Below are 26,546 nucleotides of genomic sequence, written 5' to 3'. Positions count from 1 at the left end.
GTCAGGCCGCCGGCTCGTAAGTGAGTTCCTTGAACCACGACGGGATCACCGGCAGCAAGGCCGAGGGAAGACGGTCGGAGGCCCACACCATCGGGTTGGCCACCCAGTGGTAGGGATTGTTGGGTTTGACGACCATCCGAGAGTGCAGTTTGAGGATCTGGTAGGTCGGTACCCGCCAGGTGTTCTCGCTCCGCTCGCCGAGCGTCTTGAAGCGTCTCATCGCGGTATACAACTTCTCGGGTTCCAGCCCCATGCCCACGATGTTGTTGCGAATCCGGTTGAGCAGGGGCACGTACATGATCGCGCCGATGATCAGACTCGGCGAGGCGACATTGCCGACGAACTCGATCGCCAGCTTGCGCGCCGGGGCGTGCCCGATCATGTCGAGCACCTCGAAATCGACGGCGATGTGCCGGGATTCGTCGTTGTTGATCTTCTCGAAGACCTGGTGGCACACCGGATCGTGGACTTCTTCGAGGAGGAACTTCAGCAGCGCCCCGTCGAGTGCCACCTCGAGCATCGGGATGACCGTTCCCAGGATCGACAGGGACATGTCATCGGCGTAGCGGTCGAGCCACTCGATCGACAGGCGGATGTTGACGTTGGGCTCTGGCATCTCGCCGTCATCGAGCATGCCCCACCGCTTCATCAGTGCCAGTTCGGCGTTGGCGTGCCGCTGTTCCTCGGCGTGGAAGTACCGGTAGATCTCGGCGATCGTCGGAGTCGGCGCCTTCTTGGCCAGCGCGGCGAACCCGCGCGCTCCGATGTTCTCGATCCAGCACAGATCGGCCATGAACGCCTTGAGCTTGGGGCGCTGTTCGTCGGTGATCCGGTCGGCTCCCGGTGCATCCCAGTCGATGTCGGCCAATGCCCACTGGCGGTCCTTGATCTTGTCCAGCATCGCGTCCATGTCGATGGCCATGTGATCCTCCTAGTTGGTGACACGACTGGTCAACCCGACGGCGCGGGTGTACGCCGTGGGTGTGAAGCGTTTGATGCCCCAGCCGATGCGGGCATCCGGTTGGGGCATGCAGTACAGGCCACCACGATCGTTGGTATCCAGGCACATTCGCGCCACCCGCTGCGGCGAGAACCCTGTCCATCGCATCAACCGTTCGGCCAGGTGCCCGGATTGTGCTGTGATACGGCCGGATTCGATGATGTTGGTCTTGACGAACGTCGGGCACAGAGCCGTCACGGCGATGGCCGTGCCGGACATTTCGGCGGCAAGCGTTTCCGACAGTGAGAGGACCCCGGCCTTGCTGACGTTGTAGGCGGCCATCCCGGGGGCGGCGCCGAAGGCTGCCGCCGACGCGACGTTGATGATCCCGCCGTACCCGGCTTCCCGCAGCACAGGCGTGAAGACATGGCACCCGTGGATCGGACCCCACAAGTTAACGTCGAGTACCCAGTGCCAATCCTCCAGTGGGACTTCGCCGATCGCCTGACCGCCAGCACCGACACCAGCGTTGTTGATGATCAGGCTGGGCGGGCCGCCGAACCAGGTCTGGGCCGTCTCGGCGAGCCGTTCCACCTCGCTGATGTCGGAGACGTCGCACCGCACGGCAGTGGCGCGCCCGCCCGCGGAGTTGATGGCTTCGGCAGTGGTGTGGGCGGCGCCCTCGTCGATGTCGCTGCAGAGGACGTGTCCGCCACGGCGGTGCAGTTCGGCGGCGAAAGCCGCGCCGATGCCGCTGCCCGCTCCCGTGACGACGGCGTTGGCGCCGCGGCTGCGCCGTGGCCCGAAGATTCCCATCACCGCGAGCACCTCCCAGGCCTGTCGTTGTCGCCCTGTCGACGCAACCACCAATGGTGACATTTGTCAATGTCCACATTGGCGATTGGTGATGATTAGAGCAGTCAGCGCTGACCGTGATCGGTAACCTGCGGGTATGACCGAACCCGCTGCTGAGCGTCGAACCCACGACAGCCGCCGCGCGGACAGCCGGGCGCTGATCCTGCAGGCCGCGGTCCAGACGCTGGTGGACCACGGCTACAGCGGCGCCACCACGGTGACGGTGCAAGAGCTCGCCGGCATATCCCGGGGACGGCTGTTGCACTACTTCCCGTCGCGCGACGCGCTGCTGGTGGCCGCGGCCCAGCATCTGGCCAGTGTGCGCATCGAAGAGATGGAGCGCTGCTTCGACACCGGGCCGGCCGGCGCCGCGAGCGGGACGCAGCGACTGGACTACGCAGTGGAATTGTTGTGGACCACGTTCCGCCAGCCGTACTTCTGGGCGGCGATGGAGCTGTGGGTGGCAGCCCGCACCAATGCCGAGCTACGAACCGAACTGGTCGACGGCGAACGCCGGCTGCGACGCGCCATCGAGCACGTCATCGCCACCATGTTCGGACCGGTCCACAGCAGTCACCCGGCGTTCGACGACGTTCGCGAGCTGCTGTTCACCAGCATGCGGGGTGTCGCGCTGACCTATGCGCTCGATAGCCGCGACCCCGAAGTGGATCCACACCTGGCGCTGTGGAAGCGGCTGGCCCGGGCGGCATTGATGCCCGAGAGCGCAGATTGACGGTCAGCACTGACTGTTATTGTGTGTACCCATGACGGCGACTTCCGCGGTGACGGTGCCGCGCACCCAGGACCACATGACCCACGACGTCTGGCTGCCCGACGAGATCGTCGCCCTGCGCGCCGAAGCCCGCGCTGCGGTGGAGAAGGTGGTCGTCCCGCATGCCCGTGAGATAGGCCGGCGCCCCGAGTCCGTCGACAGTTTCCCGTGGGCGGCGTTTCGCGGCTTGGCCGACGAGGGCATGTTCGGGGTGCCGTTCGGCCCGGACTACGGCCGGGGCCTCGAGCACCCCCTGCTCGGTACGTGCACGGTGGCCGAGGAGATCGCCTACCACTCCTCGTCGCTGGCCGGTGTCTACGACGGCCAGTGCCTGCTGGTCCCGCAGACCCTGCAGTTCGCCACCGACGAGCTGCGCGCACGGCTGATCCCGGAACTGGTCAGCGGACGGGTGGCCTTTTCGTTTGCGACCACCGAACCCGAGACCAGTTCGGATCTGACCGCCGATCGACTCCAGACGGTGGCCGAGGAGACCACCGACGGGTTCATCCTCAACGGACGCAAGCGGTGGATCACCAATAGCATTGTGGCCGGCTGGGTTTCGGTTCTGGTGCGGGCGGGGGCCGACGGCGACCGCGCGTCCATGCTGCTGGTCGACCTGTCGTCGCCCGGAGTGCGCATCGGCACCCCGGACCTCAAAATGGGCCACCGCGGCCAGATCACCGCCGACATCGTGTTCGCCGACGTCCACGTGCCGCGTGCCAACCTGCTGGGAACCGTCGGGGGCGGAATGGCGGTGGCCTTGTCAGCACTGGTGCGTGGCCGCATCGGCATCGGAGCCGCCGGTGTCGGGGTCGCCCAGGCGGCACTCGATCTGGCGGTCCACCGGCTGCGGACCCGGCAGGTGTTCGGCGCTCCGCTCGGGGCGATGCAGCACTGGCAGTTCGTGATGGCCCAGCGCGCCACCGAGATCGAGTGCGCGCGAACCCTGTACCAGAAGGCGGCGACCCTGATCGACCGTGGTGACCGCGGCGCCGAACCCGAGGCCGCGATGGCCAAGGCCTACAGCACCCGCTTGGCCAACGACCTTGTTCGCGAGGCCATCCAGATCCACGGCGCGCTCGGCTTCGCCGAGCAGGTCGGCGAGACAGGTGAGTCGGTACGACTCGAGGAGATGTACCGGGACGCGAAGATCCTGGAGATCTTCGAGGGTGCCAACGAAGTGCAGCAATGGATCATCGCGCGCCAGCTCATCGGTCGGGACGTGACGGGCTGATTCGCGTCCGGCGATCATCGCCCTTACTGTCGCTGCGGTCAGGTGGGTTTGGCCGTAAGGGGTAGGTGATGATCGTCGATCTGTCGCACACGATCCGTGCGGGGATGGTGACCTACCCGGGACTGCCGGCTCCGTCGATCACCCCGTATCTGACCCGGCACGACTCGCGCCAGGTCTACGCACCCGGTACGGAGTTCGCGATGGACGTCATCACGATGATCGGCAACACGGGAACGTATCTGGATTCGCCGCTTCACCGCTACAGCGACGGCGACGATCTGGCCACCCTCAACCTGGCGACCCTCGTCGATCTCCCGGCCGTCGTCGTCAGTCGGCGTGATATCACCACGCGCGCAGTGGATGTCGATGACCTGCCACGCGAGATCGAGCCCGGTTCGGCAGTGCTGATCAGCACCGGCTGGGACTGCCACTTCGGCACCGAGGCGTATGGCATCGACGCCCCATTCCTCACCGAGGCCGCAGCGAGGCGTCTCGTCGACGCCCGCGTGGCTCTGGTCGGAATCGACTCGGTGAACATCGACGACATCAGTCCGTCGGCGGCCGGCCGCCGGCCCGTACACACGGTTCTGCTGGCGCACGGTATCCACGTCGTCGAGCATCTGACCAACCTTGGGGCGCTTCCCACCCGTGGCGCCCGCTTCTCGGCCGCACCACCGCGGATCGAGGGCTTTGGGACCTTCCCCGTCCGCGCCTACGCGATCGTCCCCGAATGACGCTGACATCAGCGTTGGTTGCACTACCTGCATTTGTTGCCCTGTCCGGGCGTTAGGGTTCTCTGATCGGCTTCCGCGAACAGGCCGATGGAAGAGTTGAGACATCCATGACCGAAGCACCAGCAGCGTCGGCGCTCGAATCCCGGGTCGGCCATTACTACCAGATGGACGGCACCTATCTGGTCGGCCGCGAGAAGCTGCGCGAATACGCCCGCGCCGTGCAGGACTACAACCCCGCGCACTGGGATGTCGCGGCCGCCGCGCAACTGGGCTATTCCGACGTCATCGCACCGCTGACGTTCACCTCGGCACCGGGCATGCAATGCAATCGGCGCATGTTCGAAGAGATCGTCGTCGGCTACGACACCTACCTGCAGACCGAAGAGGTCTTCGAGCAGCACCGCCCGATCGTCGCTGGCGACGAGCTGCACATCGACGTCGAACTGACCGAGGTGCGCCGGACTGCGGGGCGGGATTTCATCACCGTCACCAACACCTTCACCGACGTCGCCGGCGAGCGGGTGCACACCCTGCACACCACCGTCGTCGGAGTCACCGGCGAGGACATTGACGCCGGCGTCAAGGCGGCCGTGCAGAAGGCCATGATGCACGACATGAACATCCTCGACATTCCGGGATCGGACGGCGCGTACGAGAAAGAGGTGCGGCCCGCAGGAGAGATCCGGATCTCTGACGGCGGCCTGACCCGCACACCCGGAACGCCGTCCTTCGATTCGCTGAAGGTAGGCGACGAGATTCCGGTGCACCACACTCGGCTGTCCCGTGGGGATCTGGTGAATTACGCCGGCGTCGCCGGTGACGCCAACCCGATCCACTGGGACGAGGACATCGCCAAGCTTGCCGGACTGCCCGACGTGATCGCCCACGGCATGCTCACCATGGGGCTGGGCGCCGGTTTCGCCTCCGCCTGGACCGGCGACCCCGGCGCGGTGACCCGCTACTCGGTGCGGCTGTCCCAACCCGCGATCGTCTCGGCCAAAGAGGGTGCCGACATCGAATTCAGCGGCAAGGTCAAGTCACTGGATCCAGAGACCCGCAGCGGCGTCATCCTTGTCGCGGCAAAGTCGGACGGCCGCAAGATCTTCGGCCTGGCGACACAGCACGTCCGCTTCAGCTGATCGGGTCCGCGCCGCGCGGACGCTAACTAATTGGTGACGGGCGCGTTAATTTCCCGCAGGTTCACATCCCGGTGCGGTCTACTTACTCCTATGCGCTTCGTGGGGGCCGACGAACTCCCCTCCGAAGCCGCGCTCGAAATTCCCGTCGAGCTGGTTCGCATCTTGCTCGGCCTCTTACGACGCCGGCTGGGCCTGGACACTGTCTGGCTGTCTTCCCTGCGTGACGAGAGGCTGGAGTTCGAACTGCTCGACGGTGACGCCAACGCGATCGGCCTTGCCTCCGGCGACCGATCCCGGCTGTCGGGTTCCCGCTATGAGCACGTCATCGACGGGACCCTGCCCACGTTCGTCCCGGACACGACAGCCAACCCAGAGGCCGCCCCTGCGCTGGCCCGCGAACTCGGTCTCGGCGCCTACGCCGTCGCGCCGGTGCTCAACCGCGACGGTGCGACAATCGCGATGGTCTGTGCGGCCAGCCGGGACGCCAAGCCGCATCGGGGCGATGTCGACCTGCGCATTCTCGGGCAGGTCGCCGGCCTGATAGGAACGCTGATCGAATTCCCCGAGAACACTGCGGATACCACCGCGACCCAACGGGCCGTGGTTCGAAATGTGGTGGCCCAGCGGGACTTCGAAGTCGTATTCCAGGCGATTCACGACGTGACGTCCGGCGCGGTGGTGGGCGTGGAGGCGCTCGCGCGTTTTCCGCACCCACCGTTTCGGCCGGACGCGTTCATTGCGCAGGCGGCGCAGGTGGGCTTGGGGGTCGAGTTGGAGACGGCGATCCTGGCGCGCGTCCTCGCCATGCTGCCGCAGCTGCCGGAAGACGTGTTCGTGGCGGTGAACATCTCGCCGGGAGCGGCGCTGGTTGCGCCGTGGACGGAGTTGCTCGCCGACGTGGACGCATCACGAATCGTGCTGGAACTGACCGAGCACGACGCCGTCCTGGACTACGGCGCTCTCGACGATGCCCTGGCGAAGTGCCGGGCGCGGGGCATCCGGCTAGCGGTCGACGATGTCGGGGCCGGTTTCTCCTCGTTCTCCCACGTACTCGAACTCAGCCCCGAATTCGTCAAGATCGACCAGTCGATCACCCGCCAGATCGATATCGACGATGCCCGGCGACGACTGGCGTATGCCATCGCTGAGCTCGCCGCGCAGATCGGCGCGACGGTGATCGCCGAAGGCGTCGAGAACCAGGGCGAACTCGATGGCGTCGGCACGGTGGGAATCGGCGCTGCCCAAGGCTATTTCCTCAGCCGCCCAAGGCCTTTGGCTCATGGCTTTCCGGCGGCTGATGTCACCGCAGCACCGACTGATCGCCTTCCCGCGACCGTCGACACGTTGCGAGACAGGCGTTTCGAGCTGGCCCTTGCGCATTCGCCGATCGGCATGGCAGTCGTCGGGTTGGACGGGACATTCCTGCGCACCAACCGGGCGTTGCGTTCGATGCTCGGATACAGCAAGCGTGAACTCGCCGAGCTGACCTTCCAGGAGATCACCCATCCCGACGACCTGGAAGCTGACGTGGCACTGCTCACCGATTGTCTGGAGGGACGGCGACGGTCCTACCGGATCGACAAGCGCTACATCGCCGCTGACGGACGCATCGTGTGGGGAGCGCTGACTGTCGTCAGTGTGACCGCACCGCGCGACGGCCCCCGCTATTTCGTCTCGCAGATCGTCGATGTAACCGCCGACCGCGTCCGTGAGGCCGATCTGGCCCGGCAGGCTGCCACCGACCCGCTCACCGCGATCGCCAACCGGTCTGCCGGCTGGAGTCGCCTGGAACAGCTCGAATCCAGTGGCGCCGGTTACGGTGTCCTGTTCTGTGACATCGAGCGGTTCAAAGCCGTCAATGATCAGCGCGGCCACCGCGCCGGCGATCAGCTGCTCGTCGAGGTCGCCAACCGTCTGGTCGCCGCCGCCGGAGACGAAGGCCTCATCGCCCGCTGGGGTGGCGACGAATTCCTCGTGATCACCGATGCGGTCGAGGACTCGGAGTTGGCGTGCCTGGCTGCTCGGATCACCGATCAGTTCGACGGCAAACCGGTCACCCTCGGTGACGGTGCGCAGGTCTCAGTCGGCCTGACGATCGGGTTCGCCGCCCACCGGTCGGGCGATGGACTTTCCATCGACACCGTGCTCGACCACGCCGACCAGGCCATGTACGGGCAGCGGCGCGGCCGATCCCGCTCCAGGAGCTGATCTCTCGAGGCCGGCCGCTGGTGAGGACGGCGTCAGCCGCGTGGCCATACGATCATCGGCACCGGCAGCGCGCGCATGATCTTGCTCGCCGAATGACCGAGGAAGAGACGCTTAGGCTGGGCCAACCGACTGGAGCCGATGAGGACGACCTCGCTGTCCTCGAAGTCCAGTCCCAGTACTGCGTCTTCAAGCGAATGTCCATGGCCGACAACGCTTGTCACCGACGTTCCGGCTGGAAGCGCGGCGATGGCCTTGTCCACTAAACCCGATGCGTGTTGCTCGGCGAGCTGGGTCCACTCCTGGCGGCGTTCCTCGCTGCCTCCCTCACCGACGGCCACCAGTGACATCAGCCGCAGCGGAACCTGCCATTCGGCGGCAAGCCGGACGGCACTGTCGAACAGATTCTCGTTGCCCGGCCGCATACCGATGGCACAGGTGATCCGCGTAATCCGATGCGGGGGATCATATTCCGCCGGAGCCAAGGCCACCGGCACCTCTGAGGCGTGCAGCAGGGCGTCGGCCAGGCTGCCGAGTCCGAAGCGCCCGCTACGCACCCGATGGTAGGTGCCGACGACGATCAATCCGGCCTGACCTTGATCCGGGTCGGTGGCCGCGTCGAGCAGGCCCTCGGTGATCGAGTCGGCTCGCCGTAGATGACCCTCGGCCTGCACATCGGCAGGCACGTGGGCCAGCCCGTCCTCGAGCCATTCCCGGCCCTGCTCTTCGACTTCGGCGTTGTACGCCTGATCGGGTGAGTACCGGTGGAAGGTCGGGGCATCACTGGGCAGCACCGAGACCAGATCCAGCGTCGCCCCTGAGGATCGCGCCAGGGTTGCCGCGAGATTGACCCCGTCAAGGCCGCGTTGGCGGGGGCCATAACCGACGACGTACCGCATGCTTCGTGACGCTAACACGCGTCATCGACCGTGGTGGGCGAGTATATAAACGTTCCTGCTCTGTGACGGCTGGCTGCCAAAGACCACCGGATGAGCGGCCGTTGTGATAGGCCACAAAGGACGGATTCCGACGAGACGATGGTGGGGCGAAGATGAGTCAGGTTGCCTCTAGCGCGAAGGGCACCACCCAGTTGGCCCGCACGCTCGGGCTGTGGGCGATCGTCGGACTCGGCCTGGGCTACATGACGCCGACGGTCGTATTCGACACCTTCGGCATCGTCTCGACCGAAACCGGCAACGTCGTGCCGACCGCCTACCTACTGGCGTTGGTGGTCATGATGTTCACCGCGATCAGCTACGGCCGGATGACCCAGATCTTTCCGTCGGCCGGGTCGGCCTACACCTACACCTCGGAAACCATCGGGCACAACGTCGGCTTCCTGATCGGTTGGGCTGCGCTGCTGGACTATCTGCTGCTGCCGTTGGTCAACGCGCTGATCATACGCAGCTACCTCTTCTCGTTCTTCCCGGGCGCGCCGGCCTGGATCTGGGTCGTCGTCTACGTCGCGGTCATCACCGGAATGTGCTTGTTCAGCATGACCAACACATCACGGGTGAACATGGTGCTGGTCGTCTTCGAAGTCGTCCTCATCGGAGTGTTCCTCGTGCTGGCCGCCAAGTCGCTGATCGACGGAATGGGCAACGGAACCGTGTTCTCGACTCAGCCACTGTGGCACGAGGGGGTCCACCTCAATTTGGTGATCACCGGCGCCACAATTGTCGCCTTCTCGTTCATCGGATTCGACGCGATCACGATGTACACCGAAGAGGCAAAAGACGCATCACTGGTGCCGAAGGCGATCCTGCTGGCATTGCTGATCGGAGGCGCCATCTTCTTCGTGTCGGCGTTCTTCACCCAATCACTTTTCCCCGATGTGTCCAATTTCAGCGAAGAATCGCTGCAGAACAGTGCACTGCCTGAGATTGCGTTCAATGTCGGTGGGCATCTGTTCAAGATCTTGCTCACATCGGCGGCGTTCGCAGCTACCGTCGCATCGAGCCTGGCTTCCCACGCGTCAGTCTCGCGACTGCTCTACGTCATGGGCCGCAACGGCCGCGGACCCGTCGGACGCTTCTTTGGCTACCTTCACCCGAGCTTCCAAACGCCCGCGTACGCAATCATCTTCGTGGGTCTGGTCTCGCTGCTGGCGATCTCGTTCAACCTCGACTTCGTCGCTTCGCTGATCAACTTCGGTGCGTTGATCGCCTTCACCTTCGTCAACCTGACGGTGATCGTCTACTTCGCCTACCGGCGTCGTGAAGTCCACGGCGGACGTGAAATCTTCAAGAACATCATCCTGCCGTCAATCGGCGTGCTGCTCACCATCGTTCTGTGGCTGTATCTTTCGGCCGAGTCCACCCGCTACGGGATCATCTGGTTCGGCATCGGGATCGTCGTACTGGTTTGGCTGACACGCTTTTTCCGCCGCCCGTTGAACGTCAATATGGGTGACCCGGAAGGCTGACCCTTAACGCTTCTTTGGCCAAACCTGGCCGAAACCATTGCGCCGAATCTTCCCGAGCGTTAATTTATCCGCGGTGTTCGGATTTTGCCTTCTGAATGCTCGAGCGTTTGGGGTGGCGACCGGTACACGGCGCCCTAACAATGGGGGGAATTGTCTTGGCTACCAGCACTTCACCGTCTCGTCACTCTGCACTGGGCCACAGTCGGCGTCGCACTCTGCCGGTAGTGCGTTGGCTTCAGGTCGGCACGGCGGCAGCCGGTATGGGGATCGCGTTGGCAGCTGCCCCCACCGCACTCGCGGACGACGGAGCGGGCTCATCGGCGTCGTCGGCCAGAGATGCGCACACCACGACGTCATCGCAGGCGGCGGCCCATCACCCCTCGGCCGCGGGCCGCACTGGTAGGTCGGACTCGACCGGCGTGGGAGTCTCTCCAGCTGCGGCGAGTACCAGCTCGCGTCTCGCAACACTGCTGGCAGACAGTGGAAGTGCAGCCACCACGCCGTCTGCGGTAACCACAGCCACCTCTCACGGGCGCACGGCCCGTGTCGACTCATCCGCGGCTGTCCAGGCGACCGGTACACCGGATTCTGCGGTGGCAACGGCCAGCGTCACCACCACCACAGCAGCCCTGCAGGCGAACCCGCTGGGACAGTTGTCGGCCTTCCTCGGTCTGCCAGGCGCGCCGGCCACCTCCGCGCCCAGCCTCGGAGCATTCCCGATCCTGCTCAACCTCACGTTGGAGGACCTGTTCAGCGGGACCGGACCTGCCGCGGTGACGAACCCGACCGCAGTGGTGACCGGACTGTTCAACCAGGTGCTGCGCACGAACCCGACCGCCACCGAGCTGCAGAACTACCTCGACGTGTTCAACCTGACCGGTGTCAACGGAGTGGTTGCCGGGCTGTACAGCTCCACCGCATTCCGCCAGACCGAGGTGAACAATTTCTACCTCGAACTGCTCGGGCGCCCCGCCACCCAGCAGGAACTCGCCTGGGACACAACGCGGTTGATGTGGGGGATGTCCGAGTCGGTGTTCGCTGCGACGATCGCCGGCAGCAAGGCGTTCTACGAGGCCAGCGCCAGCAACGGCGGACCGCTGGGACCCGTGCCGACGGCCACGAGCTACGTGAACCTGCTCTACCGCACGCTTCTCGGCCAAGCTGCCGACCCGACAGCGCTCTCGGCGTACGTGCAGGAGCTTCAGGCCGGATTGCCTACCGGCTTGGCCGCGCTGCAGTTCGTGACCTCCGACGCCTACCGCCAGGTCAAGGTCCAGGAGATCTACTCGGTCCTCGGGCAAACCGCCACCCAGCAGGAAATCACCAAGTACGTCCAAAACTGGTTCTGGAACGGCGGATTGGCGGGAATCGCGACCAGCCTGCTTGCGACGTCGGGCAACATCGGGAACATCGAGGGCGGCAAGGTGGTACTGCCGGACATGGCGGCCGCCGCACAGTTGCAGCAGCTTCTGCTGGCCGCCTACACCGAAACCCCCGGAGGCTTCGTCAAGCTCTACGGCACCCTGGTGGGCGACTGCAGCGACACCTCGAGCGCCAATTGCAAGAACCCGGCGCTCTACTCCCTGCTGACCACGGGCGGGGCCGATCGGGGCCTGCCCAACAGCAGCCTGAGCCTCAAGTCGATCACAGTGCAGGTCGCCGACTTGATCCCCACTCAGAACGAGATCGACCTGAAGAAGTCGCTGAAATTTCCGCTTCAGGACCCGGCTTCACTGACCACGTATTTCACCGGCGGTGTCATCCAGCCATTCGGCAATCCGATCGTGACCGCCGACAACGGCGCCTACATCATCGACGGGCATCACCGGTGGTCGGCCATCGTGCTGATCAATCCCTACACCCAGGTGACCGCACTCGATCTCGGCTACGTACCCACCCCGCAGGACGGCCTCAAGGAGGCGCAGATCGGCGTCGCGGCCACCAAGGGCTTCCTCGCCGTGTCCCCTGGCGGAGGTATCAACCTCTACACCACCGATGAGCAGACGTTCGACACTGCGGTCCGCGGCTACATCGAGACCGCGGCCGGCGCGCATCCGGACGACCCGAACCCCACGGTGCCTTGGACGGATCAGGTTCTCGACGTCTTCACCACATACTTGGGGCTTGACGGTCAGACCACCGACCAGAAGTACACCAGCATCCAAAACTACCTGTGGGGCAACGTTCTTCGGATGCGCAATCTCAACCCGTACATCCCTGGCGCGACCAGCCGCGAGGTCATGCCGCAGACCGATCCCCTGCCGGTGACGCAGGGATACCTGGCCAGCGGTGCCCTGAGCTACTCGTTCCCGACCATCTCCTACCTCGGCTGAGATTCGGATCAGGAAGCAAAGGGCCGCAAGGGTCTTCGCCGACGGCCCCTCAGCGAACCGTGACGTGAACGTGGTTGAAGTGGTTGGCCACTCGCCACATCGTGTAGGACACCCCGAAGCGTTCGGCCTGACTTTGCACGTCGGCGTTGATGGCATCGCCGAGTGCCATGTCCGAGCCAATCATGATGTCGATGGCGTGGCCGCTCGGGTGATCCGGCAGCGGATCCGCACGCACACCGCCGATGGACTGCACACCCGGGAACGTGGAGATGATGTACGCCGCCAGAGTGCGGGCGTTGGGAACCAGGCCGTTCATCCCGACGGTCGGAATCGCGCCGCCGGGACCCAGCAAGGCCTGCTGCGCCTCGGGCAGCGCGTAGTAGGTCGCCCGGACCAACCTCAACTGGGTGTCCAGCTCTGACTGCTTGTTCTCCAGCTCGGTCCGCAGGGCGGCGGCGGCAGCAGCAGCCGCCTTAGCCTGAGCCGCGGATTCAGCCGAAGCCGCGGTGATCGTCTCAGCCTGGCGGTTGGCCTCCCGGAAGCCGCGCAGCTGTCCGGACATCTCGTCGGTCATCGCCTTCTGGAAGGCGAGCTGGTCGATCAGTGTCTGGGGCGAGGCTGCGGCGAAGAAAGCGCTCACACTGTCGGTGCGCCCGCCCACGTAGATCGCGGCCGCGGCCTTGTCGACGTACCCCTGGTAGCTGGCGACCTGCGCTTTGGTGGCGTCGAGCGCAGCCAGATCCTCGGCGTGCCGCCTCTCGGCCTCGGTTTGCAGTTGCAGTTTGCGGTCCAGGTCCTGCTGGGCGGACTGGACGTTCTCGATCAGCTGCTGGGCCTGTTTGGTCAGCTCGTTGAGCTTGGCCAGTTCATCAGCCGCCGGTTCGGCGTACGCCGATCCTGCCGACACCACGCTGAGCGCCGCAAGAATCGCGATCGCGGCTGAACGCGGGTGAAACTCCACGACTGTGCATCCTCTGACTGCCGTCGACGTTGTCTACGTCGAACTGCCGGCTCATGTGGCTTAGGTCTCGGAAAGGTTACGAAACCCTATGGACGTTGTCCAACCGCGGGCGATCACCGGACCACGAGTACCGGGCACTCGGCGTGATGGATCAGGTTCTGGCTAACCGAGCCGAGGATCGAGTCAGCGAGCCGACCGCGGCCATGGCTGCCGACGACCACCAGCTGCGCCTCGCGCGAGAGATCGGTCAGGCCTTTCGCCGGACCGATATCCTGAAAAACCTTGGTGACGTGGGCATTCGGATACTTCCGCGCGAACGGTTCGACCAACTCGTCCATCCGCTGGCGCTGTTGCGTCTGCAACAGGTCGAGCAATTGCCAGTCCATGTTGCCCTGGCCGCCGAGGTCACCCATTCCGACTGCTGCGTCGATCTCCCACATGTGCACGACCGTCAGCTGAGCATGCAAGGCGCGTGCGACGTCGAAGGCTTCCGCGAGTGCGCGACTGGACGCCTCGGATTCGTCGACGCCGACGACGACGGGCAGCGGCTTGCCGGTCCGCTTGGCCACCGGCGCTCGCCACACCACGACGGGACACTGCGCCCGGTGGGTCACCCGGACCACATGCCCGCCCAGCACCCGATGCTCGGCAGCACCGGTGCCCACCACCAGCAGCCGCGCCGACGCCGACGCCTCCGCCAACGTCGTCGCCACCGCGCCCTTGACCTTCGCGGTGTGAATCGGCAGGTCCGGGTGCGTCGCGCGTACGGCACTCTGCGCCGCGGCCAGCACCCGGTCCGCGTACGCGCCGCCCGCATCGTCGGTAGACGCGTCCTGGGTTGCGAAGTGAAAGTCCAGCCGCGGAATCGCATGCAGCAGCGTCAAAGGGAGCGCATGGTCAGCGGCGTACTGCGCAACCCACCGGGCCGCGCCCAGGGCGCTGTCCGATCCGTCGATACCCACGACAACGGACTGAGTGCTGGCTGCGGCGGTCATCCATGGAGCCTATGGGGGTCCCCCACCGCCCTTACAGTGTGGCGGTGACTACTTCAGGTTTCGCGGTGCCCACCGACAGCGTGCTGATCGGCGACGGCGGCCTGGCGACCGAACTAGAAGCTCGCGGCAATGACCTGTCCGACGACCTGTGGTCGGCGCGTCTGCTCGCCGAAGCACCCGACGAGATCATCGCGGTTCACGAGGCGTTCTTCAGTGCCGGGGCGCAATTCGCGACCACCGCCAGCTACCAGGCTTCGTTCGAAGGCTTCGCCCGCCGGGGCATCGACCGGGCCGACGCCGAGCGGCTGATGCGCCGCAGTATCGAGCTGGCCCAGTCCGCCCGGGACTCGGCGGTCAAGCCCGCCTGGGTGGCGGCCTCCGTCGGGCCCTACGGGGCGATGCTCGCCAACGGCGAGGAGTACATCGGCCGCTACGGCCTCAGCGTTGCGGAGTTGGCGGCCTGGCACCTGCCGCGGCTGGAAGTGCTGGCCAGCGCCGATCCTGACGTCCTAGCGCTCGAGACGATCCCGGACAGCGACGAGGCCGAGGCCCTCGTCGGGCTGGTCGGTGAGTTCGGGATTCCGGCCTGGCTGAGTTACACCATCGCCGGCGACCGGACCCGGGCCGGGCAACCTCTGGAAGAGGCGTTCGCCGTCGCTGCCGACGCGCCGGAGATCGTCGCCGTCGGCGTCAACTGCTGCGCGCCCGGCGACGTTCTGGGCGCCGTCGCCACCGCACGCCGGGTCACCGGGAAGCCGGTGATCGTCTACCCCAACAGCGGGGAAGTGTGGGACGGCCCGAACCGCGTGTGGGTCGGAACCCCGGGGATGGACACCGACCTAGCTACCGATTGGGTCGACGCCGGAGCCCGGATCGTCGGCGGCTGCTGCCGGGTGCGGCCGGACGCCATCGCCGCGATGGCGGCGATTACCTGCTATGGGGCGTAGCAGGGCTCCGCGCCAGGGGTGTAATACGGCAGGCCAGTCGGCGAGATACAGGGCGCCTCACCGGGGAACGCCGGAACCAGCGAGTACGCGTAGGTCTCCGGGAAGCCGTAGCGGACCCAGTCGCCGGCGACTGCATCAGCCACTCCGACACCCACCGCCGCGTCGACGGCGTCACCGGCGATACCCGGGGTGCAACCACCCACGGCCACGTGCCGACCACTGACCCCGCCGCATACGTCGGCCTGGGCAATGGGGGCGATCGCTGCGGGGACTGCCGACAGGGCAGCCACGCTCAACAGGATCGCTGCTGTTTTCTTGGACATGCCACGATTATCGCTTGCTTATTGACGCGCGTTACAAACGATGGGTCGATGACTTCGCCGTGGGTATGAGGTCTATCTGTCAACACCGACCATCGACCAGCAGGAGGGCTGCCTGATGCGTCCGCTCCGATATTCCATCAACATCACCCTGGACGGGTGCTGTGACCATCGTGCGGGGATGCCGGACGAGGAGTTGCATCATCGCGCGATCGAGAACCTGCAGTGGGCCGACGCCCTGCTGTTCGGCCGGGTGACCTACGACATGATGGAGACCGCGTGGCGGCTACCGGCGTCTGCCCAGTCGATGCCCGCCTGGACGCAGCCGTTCGCCCGGACGATCCACGCGGCGAAGAAGTACGTCGTGTCGTCGACGCTCGATCGGGTGGATTGGAACGCCGAACTGGTGCGCGGCGACCTGGGTGAGGCCGTCCGGCGACTCAAGCAGGAGCCGGGTAACGGACTGCTGACCGGCGGCGTGCAGCTTCCGCAAGCACTGGTCGAGTTGGGGCTGATCGACCAATACGAGTTCGTAGTGCATCCGCGGCTGGCCGGTCACGGCCCGACGCTGTTCGCGGGTTTGTCGAAGTACGTCGACTTAGAGCTCGTCGACCGGCTGGAGTACGCGTCAGGCGCAGTGGCGCTGCGGTACGTGCCGCGGCGGTAGCTACCGTCGAATGATGGCGTCAGGCTCGCGGGTCGCTCGCCGCGTCGCGGTGGGACTGGTGGTGCTGGCCGTCGCCGCCATCCCGTCGTGTGGAGGACACTCGGCGCCCACCACGACTGCCACCGAGACGACGAGGTCCGCGCCGGCCACCACCCCCGCGCCGCCCTTGCCCGTCGTGCCCGCGGGTGATTTCACCGCCGTCGCCCGCCTGGTCACCGATGCGATTGCCGCGCCCCGCATGCCCGGCGCTGTCGTCCAGGTCGGGCACGGCGGCAATGTGGTGTTCCGCCAGGCGTTCGGCGTGCGCAAGCTGCCCGGCGAGCCGGGGCTGGACGGGACGCCGGCACCGGCTGAGCCGATGACCGAGGACACCGTCTTCGACCTCGCGTCCATAACGAAGAGCCTCGCCACCGCGACAGCGGTCCTTCAGCTCTACGAACGGGGCGCCGTTCGCATCGATGAAGCGGTGCAGACCTACCTACCCGAGTTCAACCCGGCCAATGACCCCCGCCGGGCTCGGGTGACGCTACGGATGTTGCTCACCCACACCTCCGGTCTGGCGGGCGATCTGAGCATGGGAGGTCCGTGGGGACTGGACCCCGCCGACAAGCAGGAAGGCATCCGCCGTGCGCTCGCCACGCCACTGGCCTTCCAGCCCGGCGCGCTGTTCCACTACTCCGACATCGGTTTCATCATCCTGGGCGCACTTGTCGAGAAGGTCACCGGCGAACCTGAAGACGTCTACGTCGCGCGCAATGTGTTCGAGCCGCTCGACATGCGCGACACCCGGTATCTTCCAGCGGACAAAGCTTGCGGTCAGCACCGGATCGTCGGTACGGCAATCGCTTTCGATCCGACCGCACCTCGTGTCGCGGACTGTCCTGAAGGTAGCTGGAACACAGATCTCCTGAGCCGCATCGCACCGACTGCCCACGACGAGGACACCCCGGGCATCAACCCCGACTTCGACCGGCTGCTCCGCGGCACCGTGCACGACCCGACCGCGCGCCGCATGGGTGGGGTGGCCGGTAGCGCCGGTGTGTTCTCGACGGTCCGGGATCTCGGCCTCTATGCCCAGGCCCTGCTCGATCGTCTCGCCGGCCGGCCGAGCAGGTTTCCGCTGACACAGCAGACTGCGGAGTTGATGACGACGCCGCAGCAGCCCGGCCACACCGACGGCCAGCTCGACGCGGCCAACGCAGCGGCCCGGCAGGACCTCGCGAACACCCGATCCAATCCCCTTCTCGCCGAACACTATCCGGCTATCGCAGGGCAGAACCTGCGCGGCCTCGGCTGGGATATCGACACCGCGCTGTCCAGGCCGCGCGGGATGATCTTTCCCATCGGCAGCTTCGGCCAGGGCGGGTTCACCGGAACCACACTGTGGATCGACCCGGGCTCGGATACCTACGTGATCGTCCTGGCGAACGTCATCCACCAGCGCGGCGGTCCACCGGTGGTGACGCTGAGCGGCGAGATCGCCACCGACACGGCTCGGGCGCTGGGCTTGTACGGCAGTTAGCCCGGGGTCGCGCACATTCGCCGGTGGGGGTGTGAACCTTTCGCTAGGCTCGCTCGTGGTGTATTCGACGGCCCTGTTCATTCGGGGGTCGTCACACCCGGGGTGTTCGAAGGAGCGGTCGATGGAAACACGGCAATGGGATAAGTCCGACGAGGCCAAGAGCGGCTACGTCAAGGATCTGTTCTCGGCTCTGGCGAAACGCTACGACCTGATGACCGACTTCTGGACGTTCGGGCTGCACCGACTGTGGAAGCGGCGGACCATGGACCTGTGCGCGCTGCGCCCGGGCGAACGGGTGCTCGACGTTGCAACCGGGACCGGTGACCTGGCGTTCCTGGAAGCGGCGGTGGTCGGGCCGACGGGTGAGGTCATCGGCGTCGACTCGTGCACTCCGATGTTGGACGTGGCCCGGAAGCGGACGCCCGCGGTCATCGACTTCCAAGAGGGCGACGCCATGGACCTGAAATTCCCGGATACGTCGTTCGACATCGTCACGATCGGGTTCGGGCTGCGCAACGTCGCCGACCGCGGCCAGGCGCTGCGCGAGTTCCACCGCGTCCTGCGGCCCGGTGGGCGGTTGGTGGTACTCGACTTCAGCACGCCGACCTCGAAGGTGCTCAAAAGCATCCACGACTTCTTCTACTTCACCCTGATGCCGCGGGTGGGCTGGGCCGTGGCGTGGCATCGCGACGCCCACCACTACACCGCCGACTCGATCCGCACCTGGCTCTCCCGTGACGGATTGCGCGACCTGATGCAGGAATCGGGCTTCGTCAATGCCCGGTATGTGTCGCTGAGCACCGGGTTCGCCACCGTGCATCTGGGCGTGCGGCCGGGCGAGTAGGGGCCTGCGCGAGGCTGGCGACGCTGTTGGGGTGCTGCACACGTCTAATCCCCATCGAGATCGAAGATTCGGGGCACTCGCGCTGAGACGAGAAACGAGACGGCCCTAGGGCACACGGCCTGGGGCGACGGCCCGCGAGTCGGGCGACGGGTTTTCGATTTCGGATGATTTGGCGTCAAGGACTTCCCGGAGGATGTTGCGGAGGGCTGCGGTCCCTGGGTCGTTGTCAACCCGCTCGTGCCAGAACAGTTGGACGTCGTAGGTCGGTAGCGCAAGTGGTAGCTCGAAGAGGGTGATTGCTGACATGCGTGCGTGGTATTGGGCTAGGCGGCGGGGGGCAATCGCGATGCAGTGACCGTTTTCGACGACGGGGAATAGCGAGCTGTAGTGCGACACGGTGAGATAGATGCGTCGCGTATAACCGAGACGAGCCAGAGCGTCGTCGACTTCGCGCCCTCGGCCCGGGCTGATCCGGACGTGGGCGTGGGGTAGCTCGACGAAGCGGTCGAGTGTCATGCCACTGTTGGCGTCGGGATGGTGGGCGGCGATGACACCGACAAGGTCGTCGGTGAAAACAGGTTCTGAGTGCCACGCTGACGGGACGGTTGTGGGTATCCCTAGATACAAATCAATCTCGCCGGTCGCTAGGGCATCGACAACGCTGATGCGATCCAACGCCGCAACGCGAATCCGGGACCGGGGTGCGTCCCGCTGCAGCCGGCGGTCAAGCCCAGGCAGGACGAGTGGCCCGTACAGATCGGCGAAGGCTACAACCCACTCTCGGGTTGTCGTCGCCATATCGAAGTCGTCAAGATCGCGCACTATGCCTTCGACGAGGCGCAGTGCGGCATCGAGTCGAGGTTGGATTGCCAGCGCGGCAGGAGTCGGACTAAGGCCTCGACCGCCGCGCACCACTAACGGATCACCCAACAGCACACGCAGACGCGCCAGCGCATTCGAGACCGCCGGCTGAGTCAGGTGCAACCGTGCTGCGGCCCTGGTGGCGCTGCGTTCCTCTAGAACCGCGTGGAGCACGACAAGGAGGTTGAGATCAACGCCCGAAAGATTCATATCGCGAATATTATCTATGGGTATTCATGATTGGTGCTTATACAGCATGTCTCTTAGGGTCGAGTCTGACCCTGAAGGAAAGGACATGACGAAATGCCGGTACTGATAACCGGGGCCGCCGGGGGCGTGGGATCCAGCATCATCAATCAGCTGCGCGACACCGGTGTTGAGGTCCGCGCGACATGTCGCCGACCCGATCCGCAACGGTGGCCATGGCTGCAAACGTTCTCAAGCGATCTCAGTCAGCCCCACACGATGCGGCGCGCCCTTGACGGTGTCGAAACCGTCTTCCTTTACAGCTTCGCGCAGCCAGACGCTTTGCCGGGACTGGCCGAAGAGTTCAAAGCCGCCGGCGTTAACAAGGTGGTCGTGCTGTCCACGATCGACACCACTCGCCACGAACCGTTCGTCGAATACAACAAGCAGCGTCACCTCGCCGTCGAAAACGCGTTCGCCGACGGCGGCTTCGCCACTGTATGCTTGCGGCCCGGCGCGTTCGCTCGCAACGCAATTCGCTTTTGGGCCAAACAAATTCGCGAACACCGCGATGTTGGCCTTCCCTTCCCGGAATCCCAGCAGGCCCCGATAGCCGATGAAGATATCGCCGCTGTAGCCGTACGTGCCATCACCACTGCACAACTCGACGGAGAGAAGATCGTCCTCAGCGGGCCGGACTCCTTGACCATGCGAGACCAAGTTGGCCTCATCAGCCAAGCCATCACTGATCCCATCGAAATCACCGTGCTCTCAGAGTCAGAAGCGCGCACACTCTACGGCCAGGTACTGCCACCCGAGTACCTCGACCTCCTCATGAGCCAATGGGCCTTCGAAACAACCGAGCAGGCCATCGTCACCCCGGCGGTTCACGAAATCACCAGCCGCGAGCCCACCAGCTACCTCGACTGGGCAATCAACCACCGCGACGCGTTCCTATAACCCGCCCATGATCATCATCGAAGACCTGACACCGCCAGGCTGGCACCAGCGAGACAGGAACCGAGCCGTCTCCATTCCCTAGACCTCCGATGTGATTAAGAGTCAAGTGTTTTCTGTGCGGTGGCAGCGTGAGCAGGTTCGCGTCTGACCGTGGCCTGGCAATGTCAGAGGGCTCCGGCGTAGACCTTCAAGGCGCGGGTATCAGCCACTCGCGTCCGGTCGTTACCCATCTCGGCGAGGACCCGGACGCGGGTCGAGTCGGCAAGACCTGGGAATCTGGTGATCACCGCACGGTCGGATATGTCTGAAACAGTTCGGCGGTCGTCTGGCTGAGCTGCTCGACATCGGAGCAGGCGATATCGAGAGCTGCGAGCAGCGCCAGCGCGTGTCTACCCATCGACGGTCCGACGCGAAGCGGTTGGTGCAGTGGCGGTTTGCGTGACCCGGCTTTCGGCGGCAGCCCGCTCGATTCCGCGGTTAGGGCGGGTCGCCAGGTAGATCGTCGCGGCCGACTGACCTCGGGTAATGGGGTTGTCGAACCAGACGGTCGCGGCCTCGACGTCGTCGAAGACGGCGGCCAGGTCTGCGCTGAACTCCTCGTCGGGGGGATCGTCGGACCACATCGCGAACACTCCACCGGGGGCGAGCTTGGTGGACACGGCCTCCAGACCGTCGCGGGTGTAGAAGTCGGCGTGCGGGTCGTGGAGCAGATGTCGCGGCGAGTGGTCGATGTCGAGCAGGATCGCGTCATAGGTGCGGCCGGGGGTGTGCGGGTCGAATCCGACCGCACCGGTGGCAGCCCCGAAGAAGTCCGCGCAGACGAGCGTGACCCGATCGTCGGCGGCCAGGCCGACGGTATCGGGGAGCAGATCGCGCTGGTGCCAGTCGATGACGGCATCGGAGTACTCGACGACGGTGACGGTTCGAATTCGATTGCAGTGCAATGCTTCCTGGGCGGTGTAGCCGAGGCCGAGGCCACCGACGACCACGTCGAGCGCGGTCCCCGGGGTTCGCGCCAGGCCGAGCCGTGCCAGCTCCTTTTCGGCGACGGTGAACAGGCTCGACATCAGATGCTCGTCGCCGAGTTTGACCTCGAACACGTCGGCGCGCACGGTGGGGTCGAATCGCCGGCGCAGGCTGATGACGCCCTTCGGGGTCTGCTGCCAGCCCAGCTCTTCAAAACGCGCGCTCACCGATTGACAGTAGACGGCGTTTCGATTGCGCGTCACCTCGATCGCGAACCGGACACGGCCGGCCTGTCGCTACCCGGATTGCAGCCGGCGCGTTGTTAGGGTCGCGCGGTGTCGGACTCGCCTCGAACCACCGATCTGCGGTCGTCACGCCCGATTTCGCGGCGTGACGCGCTGCGCTACGCCGCCGCGGGGTCGGCGTTGGCGGCCGGGCTGGGTGCCGCGGCCGGTGCCGGCACACCTGTGGCGTCGGCGGCCGCTCCCACGCTGATCGACTTCGCCATGCGTCAGATCCCGGCGCAGGACATCCGGGCGGCAGGCCACGCCGGGGTCATCAATTACGTCTCGACGTCGCGGCCCGGCTCGACCTTCGGCGCCAAGCCCATCACCCTGCCGTATGCGCAGTCGCTGACCGCCGCGGGACTGGTCATCGTCAGCAATTACCAGTACGGCAAGCCCGGCGGGACCGCACCGTCGGACTTCACCCGCGGATATGCCGGCGGCGTCGCCGACGCGCGTACCGCCTGGCAGCTACACACCGCCGCCGGCGGCGGTCAGGGCGCGCCGATCTTCTTCAGCGTCGACGACGACATCAACCGGGACACCTGGAACAACGTTGCGCTGCAATGGTTTCGCGGAATCAATTCGGTGATCGGCGTCCAGCGCACCGGCATCTACGGCGGTATCAACCCGTGCCAGTGGGCAGCCGCCGACGGGGTGATCGGCCGTTCCCAGTCGCCCGGTCACGTCTGGGCGTGGCAGACGCGGTCGTGGTCAGGCGGCCAGGTCTACCCCGCTGCCGTCCTGTATCAGCGCATCGTGAGCACCGCGTCGAATCCCGGTCCGGTCGTCGGCGGGCTCGAGGTCGACGTCAGCGACGTGCTGGCCTCAGATTGCGGACAGTGGAACCTGCATCCGTGACTACGTCTGTACCGGGACACCGGCCTGGTCGTTAGTGGGCAGCGGGCGCATGAGTGCCGGCAGGACGAGGTGGCGGCGCATGCGCCAGTCCGACTCGCGGAACAGTGATGCCATCGCCGCGATGGTGCCTGCCACGTCATCGCGGCCGGTCAGGTAGGCCCACCGGTGGGCCTCGGGCAACGCGAAGAACTGCTCGAAGAAGGCGGCCACCTCATCACCCGGCATCCGCAGCAGCGCTTCCAGGCCGATCTGGCGAACGCGGTGGATCACTTTCGCCGACGGTGACCAGACGGTGGCGTGGGCTGCGGCGAGCGCACCGTCGGGGTCGCCCGGCAGGTGCGCGGCGATCGCAGCCGCAACCCTGGGGGCGAGGTGTAGCGATGCGGCCACACTGAATCCGGTTGCCGGATGGATCAGCGGAGCGGCCGCACCGAAGCCGAGGACGGTGGATCCGGAGTGCCGCGGATGGTCGACGCGAAACGAAACCTTTTCCGAGCGTGCATCATTGGGTACCGCGATGCCGTGGTGTGCCAGCCGAGCGTGGAGCCGGCGACGCAGGGTCGACAACGGCAGCCCGGGCCGGCGCGCGAGTGAGGTCTCTTCCACGAGTATCTGGCCTTGGCCCAGGGGGACGACGTAGAGGAACGTCGGCCAACCGGGCTCACCGTGGTCAGCGCGCCAGTCCATGAACAGTGCCTCGTCGGCGGCGACGAGCGCGGTGACCGATTCCTCGGGCAGGATCAGCCCGTACGCCGTCTGTTCGGCGGGCACTCGGCGCGACGGGGTGGGATCCAGCGGGCGCCATCGTCCGGCGGCGTCCACGACGACCGCGGCCCGCAGCGTCGATCCGTCGGCCAGGGCGACCACGCCGCGCTCCGGTGATCCGACCGCACGCCCGGCGTGCACCGTCACCCCCATGAACTGGTCGGCCAGGTGCGCCCGAAGCGCGTCGATGTCGAGGACGGCGTACTCCCAGCCCAGCCGGTGTTCGGTGATGGCGATCGCCCGGCCGGCGGCCCGCGCTGCCACGACGGAAGCGGGCAGGTCAGCCGGGAGCTCCGGGACCCACATCCCGTAGGTGGCGACCCAGGGCCGGTCCGGATTCGGGTCGAGCAATCCGACATCCAGTCCGAGCTTTCCGCACGCTGCGGCCAACGCCATACCGGCGGGTCCGGCCCCGACCACTAAGACGTCCATGCGTTCCATCGTGCCCTGTGAAGGGGCGACAGCCGATGACTTATCTGGGACATGGGTGCGGCGCAACAGAGCAGCCCGCCATTGCGGGCATGCCGATCTGATTCGTGAACGTATCGACGCGGCGGCCGGCGTCTGAGCGGTAGCCGTCGGGTTCTGCCTCAGCGGTTCGCCGCGTGAAAGACCAAAGCCTGCAATCACAACCGCCACGCGTGACCTGCGGATACACAAGAAAGTCGGACCTGGCGTCTACCATTCCACCGGCGCCCCAACCGGTGGAGAGGACGAGTTGTGAGTTACACCGCTGCTGACATCACCGAGCTCGATGATGTCCAGCACACCCGCCTGCGGCCGGCGGTGAACCTGGGTCTGGACGTCCTGAATACCGCATTGCGCGAGTTGATCGACAACGCCGTGGAAGAGGTGGCCGACCCCAGTCACGGCGGCTCGTGCGTCACGATCACCCTGCACGGCGACGGCTCGGTCAGCGTCGCTGACGACGGGCGGGGTCTGCCGGTCGACACCGATCCGACGACCGGGAAGAACGGCATCGTCAAGACGCTGGGCACCGCCCGGGCCGGTGGGAAGTTCTCCGCACACGCCGACGCCACCAGCACCGGGGCAGGGCTGAACGGAATCGGCGCCGCGGCAGCGGTCTTCATCTCCGCCCGCACCGACGTCACGGTCCGCCGGGCCGGAAAGACCTACCTGCAGAGCTTCGGCCGCGGCTACCCCGGCGTGTTCGAGGGCTCCGGGGGCCGGGACTTCGATCCGGACGCGCCGTTCACCCGCGCCGACACCCAGAAGCTGCGCGGCATCAGCAACCGAAAGCCCGACGCGCAGGGCACCGAAGTGCGCATCCTGTTCGACACCGCGGTCGTACCGGACTCCAGCATCGACATCGCCGAAGTGCTGCTGCGCGCCCACGCCGCGGCGCGGATGTCTCCTGGCGTGCACCTGATCGTCGTCGACGAAGGCTGGCCGGGCGACGAGGTCCCGCCGGCCTTGCTCGAGGCGTTCAACGGCCCCTGGGGTACCGACACGCTGCTCGACCTCATGTGCACCGCGGCCGGCAACCCCGCACCGACGGTGCGGGCTGTCGTCGAGGGCCGTGGCGAGTACACCACCGGGCGCGGACCGACACCGTTTCGGTGGTCACTGACGGCAGGTCCCGCCGAGCCGGCGACGGTGGCCGCGTTCTGCAACACGGTGCGCACCCCCGGCGGCGGCTCGCACCTGACCGCGGCCATGAAAGGGCTATCCGAGGCCCTGTCCGACCGGGCATCGCGCATCCGCGACCTCGGCCTGGCCAAAGGCGAAGAAGGCCCGGAGCCACAGGATTTCGCGGCCGTGACCGCCCTGGCCGTCGACACCCGCGCACCCGACGTGTCGTGGGACTCCCAGGCCAAGACAGCGGTGTCGTCGCGGTCACTAAACCTGGCGATGGCACCGGATGTGGCGCGCAGCGTCACCGTGTGGGCCGCGAATCCGGCCAACGGTGAGGTCGTGTCGCTGTGGACGAAGCTGGCACTGGAGTTCGCGCGGGCGCGGCGCAGCGCTGAAGGCGCCAAGGCACGCTCCCGCGCGGCATCGAAAGCCAAAGGGCTCGGCACCAATCTGTCGCTGCCACCGAAGTTGTTGCCCAGCAGGGAAACCGGGCGCGGCTCAGGTGCCGAACTGTTCCTCTGCGAGGGCGACTCAGCGCTGGGCACCATCAAGGCCGCGCGCGACGCCACCTTTCAGGCGGCTTACCCACTGAAAGGCAAGCCGCCCAACGTCTACGGGTACGCCCTGAGCAAGGCACGGGCCAAAGACGAGTTCGATTCGATCGAACGCATCCTGGGCTGCGGCGTGCGCGACAACTGCGACCCCGAGCAGTGCCGCTATGACCGGATCCTGTTCGCCTCCGACGCCGATCCCGACGGCGGCAACATCAACTCGAGCCTGATCTCGATGTTTCTGGACTTCTACCGTCCGCTCGTGGCGGCCGGCATGGTCTACGTGACGCTGCCGCCGCTGTTCGTGGTGAAGAACGGTGACGAGCGGATCTACTGCCAGGACGAGTCCGAGCGTGACGCGGCGGTGGCCCAGCTGAAGGCGACCTCCAAGAAGCGGGTGGAAGTTCAGCGCAACAAGGGCCTCGGTGAGATGGACGCCGACGACTTCTGGAACACGGTGCTGGATCCCCAGCGGCGCACAGTGATTCGCGTCCACCTTGACCACAGCGAGATGAACCTGCACCACACGTTGTTCGGCGGGCCGCCCGAGGGCCGACGCACGTGGATGGCCGATATCGCCGCCCGTGTCGACACCTCCGCGCTGGACCTCGACTAGGAGTATC

The 26,546-nt window shown here is 66.0% G+C and carries 23 protein-coding genes; 14 read left to right on the top strand and 9 right to left on the bottom strand.

The genetic code is table 11. The features are described 5' to 3' along the window. Position 1: 1 nt before the first annotated feature. Positions 2–922, bottom strand: coding sequence for a ferritin-like domain-containing protein (locus HBE64_RS24015; RefSeq protein WP_167108196.1), 921 nt, complete (start codon positions 920–922; stop codon positions 2–4). A 9-nt stretch (positions 923–931) separates the two neighbouring features. Continuing rightward, positions 932–1,756 carry an SDR family oxidoreductase gene (locus HBE64_RS24010; RefSeq protein ID WP_208300723.1) on the bottom strand — a complete coding sequence of 275 codons (825 nt, stop codon included), beginning with the start codon at positions 1,754–1,756 and terminating at the stop codon, positions 932–934. A 136-nt stretch (positions 1,757–1,892) separates the two neighbouring features. Here HBE64_RS24010 and HBE64_RS24005 point away from each other — a divergent pair, with 136 nt between their 5' ends. The 5 genes from HBE64_RS24005 (at position 1,893) to HBE64_RS23985 (ending at position 7,882) form a co-directional block, all read left to right on the top strand. Beyond that, the gene (locus tag HBE64_RS24005) at positions 1,893–2,528 is read left to right on the top strand and encodes a TetR/AcrR family transcriptional regulator (protein WP_167108190.1); all 636 of its coding nucleotides are present in this window, start codon (positions 1,893–1,895) and stop codon (positions 2,526–2,528) included. Between the two features lie 31 nt (positions 2,529–2,559). Next, a complete protein-coding gene (locus tag HBE64_RS24000) occupies positions 2,560–3,801 on the top strand; it encodes an acyl-CoA dehydrogenase family protein (RefSeq protein WP_167108187.1) in 1,242 nt (413 codons plus the stop codon). A gap of 68 nt (positions 3,802–3,869) precedes the next feature. After that, positions 3,870–4,535 (top strand): cyclase family protein, encoded by a 666-nt coding sequence (locus tag HBE64_RS23995; RefSeq protein WP_167108184.1) that lies wholly within the window; start codon positions 3,870–3,872, stop codon positions 4,533–4,535. A 107-nt stretch (positions 4,536–4,642) separates the two neighbouring features. Then, the gene (locus HBE64_RS23990) at positions 4,643–5,674 is read left to right on the top strand and encodes a fused (3R)-hydroxyacyl-ACP dehydratase subunits HadA/HadB (RefSeq protein ID WP_167108181.1); all 1,032 of its coding nucleotides are present in this window, start codon (positions 4,643–4,645) and stop codon (positions 5,672–5,674) included. 90 nt (positions 5,675–5,764) lie between these two features. Then, a complete protein-coding gene (locus HBE64_RS23985) occupies positions 5,765–7,882 on the top strand; it encodes a GGDEF domain-containing protein (protein WP_167108178.1) in 2,118 nt (705 codons plus the stop codon). Between the two features lie 32 nt (positions 7,883–7,914). On the opposite strand, the gene HBE64_RS23980 is transcribed toward HBE64_RS23985, so the two are convergent. After that, positions 7,915–8,778, bottom strand: a complete 864-nt coding sequence (locus HBE64_RS23980; protein WP_167108175.1) for a universal stress protein — start codon at positions 8,776–8,778, stop codon at positions 7,915–7,917. A gap of 152 nt (positions 8,779–8,930) precedes the next feature. Between HBE64_RS23980 and HBE64_RS23975 the strand changes: the two genes are divergently transcribed. Next, entirely contained in the window at positions 8,931–10,304 is a 1,374-nt protein-coding gene (locus HBE64_RS23975) for an APC family permease (RefSeq protein WP_167108172.1), read from the top strand. A 593-nt stretch (positions 10,305–10,897) separates the two neighbouring features. After that, positions 10,898–12,637 (top strand): hypothetical protein, encoded by a 1,740-nt coding sequence (locus tag HBE64_RS23970; RefSeq protein ID WP_167108169.1) that lies wholly within the window; start codon positions 10,898–10,900, stop codon positions 12,635–12,637. A gap of 49 nt (positions 12,638–12,686) precedes the next feature. Here HBE64_RS23970 and HBE64_RS23965 read toward each other — a convergent pair whose 3' ends face one another. Continuing rightward, positions 12,687–13,598, bottom strand: coding sequence for a hypothetical protein (locus HBE64_RS23965; RefSeq protein WP_167108166.1), 912 nt, complete (start codon positions 13,596–13,598; stop codon positions 12,687–12,689). Positions 13,599–13,711: 113 nt separating this feature from the next. Beyond that, positions 13,712–14,593, bottom strand: a complete 882-nt coding sequence (locus HBE64_RS23960) for a universal stress protein (protein WP_167108163.1) — start codon at positions 14,591–14,593, stop codon at positions 13,712–13,714. A gap of 44 nt (positions 14,594–14,637) precedes the next feature. On the opposite strand from HBE64_RS23960, the gene mmuM reads away from it, so the two are divergent. Next, positions 14,638–15,540 carry a homocysteine S-methyltransferase gene (mmuM, locus tag HBE64_RS23955; protein WP_243841441.1) on the top strand — a complete coding sequence of 301 codons (903 nt, stop codon included), beginning with the start codon at positions 14,638–14,640 and terminating at the stop codon, positions 15,538–15,540. On the opposite strand, the gene HBE64_RS23950 is transcribed toward mmuM, so the two are convergent. Further along, positions 15,528–15,863, bottom strand: a complete 336-nt coding sequence (locus HBE64_RS23950) for a hypothetical protein (RefSeq protein WP_167108157.1) — start codon at positions 15,861–15,863, stop codon at positions 15,528–15,530. The genes mmuM and HBE64_RS23950 overlap by 13 nt on opposite strands. A 115-nt stretch (positions 15,864–15,978) precedes the next feature. On the opposite strand from HBE64_RS23950, the gene HBE64_RS23945 reads away from it, so the two are divergent. The 3 genes from HBE64_RS23945 (at position 15,979) to ubiE (ending at position 18,893) form a co-directional block, all read left to right on the top strand. Then, positions 15,979–16,527 (top strand): dihydrofolate reductase family protein, encoded by a 549-nt coding sequence (locus HBE64_RS23945; protein WP_167108154.1) that lies wholly within the window; start codon positions 15,979–15,981, stop codon positions 16,525–16,527. Positions 16,528–16,537: 10 nt separating this feature from the next. Next, entirely contained in the window at positions 16,538–18,049 is a 1,512-nt protein-coding gene (locus HBE64_RS23940; protein ID WP_167108151.1) for a serine hydrolase, read from the top strand. A gap of 121 nt (positions 18,050–18,170) precedes the next feature. Continuing rightward, positions 18,171–18,893: a bifunctional demethylmenaquinone methyltransferase/2-methoxy-6-polyprenyl-1,4-benzoquinol methylase UbiE gene (ubiE, locus tag HBE64_RS23935; protein WP_167108148.1), complete on the top strand. Its 723-nt coding sequence runs from the start codon at positions 18,171–18,173 to the stop codon at positions 18,891–18,893. A gap of 105 nt (positions 18,894–18,998) precedes the next feature. Here the strand turns inward: ubiE and HBE64_RS23930 are convergent, their stop codons facing one another. Next, positions 18,999–19,964 (bottom strand): LysR family transcriptional regulator, encoded by a 966-nt coding sequence (locus tag HBE64_RS23930; protein ID WP_167108145.1) that lies wholly within the window; start codon positions 19,962–19,964, stop codon positions 18,999–19,001. Between the two features lie 93 nt (positions 19,965–20,057). Here HBE64_RS23930 and HBE64_RS23925 point away from each other — a divergent pair, with 93 nt between their 5' ends. Next, positions 20,058–20,900 carry an SDR family oxidoreductase gene (locus HBE64_RS23925; protein WP_167108142.1) on the top strand — a complete coding sequence of 281 codons (843 nt, stop codon included), beginning with the start codon at positions 20,058–20,060 and terminating at the stop codon, positions 20,898–20,900. A 389-nt stretch (positions 20,901–21,289) separates the two neighbouring features. Here HBE64_RS23925 and HBE64_RS23920 read toward each other — a convergent pair whose 3' ends face one another. Beyond that, positions 21,290–22,093: a spermidine synthase gene (locus tag HBE64_RS23920; RefSeq protein WP_243841440.1), complete on the bottom strand. Its 804-nt coding sequence runs from the start codon at positions 22,091–22,093 to the stop codon at positions 21,290–21,292. 153 nt (positions 22,094–22,246) lie between these two features. On the opposite strand from HBE64_RS23920, the gene HBE64_RS23915 reads away from it, so the two are divergent. Further along, positions 22,247–23,011, top strand: a complete 765-nt coding sequence (locus HBE64_RS23915) for a DUF1906 domain-containing protein (RefSeq protein ID WP_167109585.1) — start codon at positions 22,247–22,249, stop codon at positions 23,009–23,011. On the opposite strand, the gene HBE64_RS23910 is transcribed toward HBE64_RS23915, so the two are convergent. Beyond that, the gene (locus tag HBE64_RS23910; RefSeq protein ID WP_243841439.1) at positions 23,012–24,208 is read right to left on the bottom strand and encodes a lycopene cyclase family protein; all 1,197 of its coding nucleotides are present in this window, start codon (positions 24,206–24,208) and stop codon (positions 23,012–23,014) included. It abuts the gene before it with no gap. 288 nt (positions 24,209–24,496) lie between these two features. On the opposite strand from HBE64_RS23910, the gene HBE64_RS23905 reads away from it, so the two are divergent. Then, a complete protein-coding gene (locus HBE64_RS23905; RefSeq protein ID WP_167108136.1) occupies positions 24,497–26,539 on the top strand; it encodes a toprim domain-containing protein in 2,043 nt (680 codons plus the stop codon). Positions 26,540–26,546 lie beyond the last annotated feature (7 nt).

This window comes from Mycobacterium sp. DL592 (assembly GCF_011694515.1).
Classification (GTDB): domain Bacteria; phylum Actinomycetota; class Actinomycetes; order Mycobacteriales; family Mycobacteriaceae; genus Mycobacterium.
Note: the sequence above shows the minus strand (reverse complement) of the source record. Positions and strands in the feature narration are given on the sequence as shown.

Bases quoted from the DNA above. Each gene is read 5' to 3' on its own strand.
- HBE64_RS23930 (WP_167108145.1), bottom strand. From the start codon at position 19,964: ATGAATCTTTCGGGCGTTGATCTCAACCTCCTTGTCGTGCTCCACGCG.
- HBE64_RS23940 (WP_167108151.1), top strand. From the start codon at position 16,538: ATGATGGCGTCAGGCTCGCGGGTCGCTCGCCGCGTCGCGGTGGGACTG.
- HBE64_RS23960 (WP_167108163.1), bottom strand. From the start codon at position 14,593: ATGACCGCCGCAGCCAGCACTCAGTCCGTTGTCGTGGGTATCGACGGA.
- HBE64_RS24010 (WP_208300723.1), bottom strand. From the start codon at position 1,756: ATGGGAATCTTCGGGCCACGGCGCAGCCGCGGCGCCAACGCCGTCGTC.
- HBE64_RS23975 (WP_167108172.1), top strand. From the start codon at position 8,931: ATGAGTCAGGTTGCCTCTAGCGCGAAGGGCACCACCCAGTTGGCCCGC.
- HBE64_RS23925 (WP_167108142.1), top strand. From the start codon at position 20,058: ATGCCGGTACTGATAACCGGGGCCGCCGGGGGCGTGGGATCCAGCATC.
- HBE64_RS24000 (WP_167108187.1), top strand. From the start codon at position 2,560: ATGACGGCGACTTCCGCGGTGACGGTGCCGCGCACCCAGGACCACATG.
- HBE64_RS24015 (WP_167108196.1), bottom strand. From the start codon at position 922: ATGGCCATCGACATGGACGCGATGCTGGACAAGATCAAGGACCGCCAG.
- HBE64_RS23980 (WP_167108175.1), bottom strand. From the start codon at position 8,778: ATGCGGTACGTCGTCGGTTATGGCCCCCGCCAACGCGGCCTTGACGGG.
- HBE64_RS23945 (WP_167108154.1), top strand. From the start codon at position 15,979: ATGCGTCCGCTCCGATATTCCATCAACATCACCCTGGACGGGTGCTGT.
- HBE64_RS24005 (WP_167108190.1), top strand. From the start codon at position 1,893: ATGACCGAACCCGCTGCTGAGCGTCGAACCCACGACAGCCGCCGCGCG.
- HBE64_RS23910 (WP_243841439.1), bottom strand. From the start codon at position 24,208: ATGGACGTCTTAGTGGTCGGGGCCGGACCCGCCGGTATGGCGTTGGCC.
- HBE64_RS23950 (WP_167108157.1), bottom strand. From the start codon at position 15,863: ATGTCCAAGAAAACAGCAGCGATCCTGTTGAGCGTGGCTGCCCTGTCG.
- ubiE (WP_167108148.1), top strand. From the start codon at position 18,171: ATGGAAACACGGCAATGGGATAAGTCCGACGAGGCCAAGAGCGGCTAC.
- HBE64_RS23990 (WP_167108181.1), top strand. From the start codon at position 4,643: ATGACCGAAGCACCAGCAGCGTCGGCGCTCGAATCCCGGGTCGGCCAT.
- HBE64_RS23985 (WP_167108178.1), top strand. From the start codon at position 5,765: ATGCGCTTCGTGGGGGCCGACGAACTCCCCTCCGAAGCCGCGCTCGAA.
- HBE64_RS23995 (WP_167108184.1), top strand. From the start codon at position 3,870: ATGATCGTCGATCTGTCGCACACGATCCGTGCGGGGATGGTGACCTAC.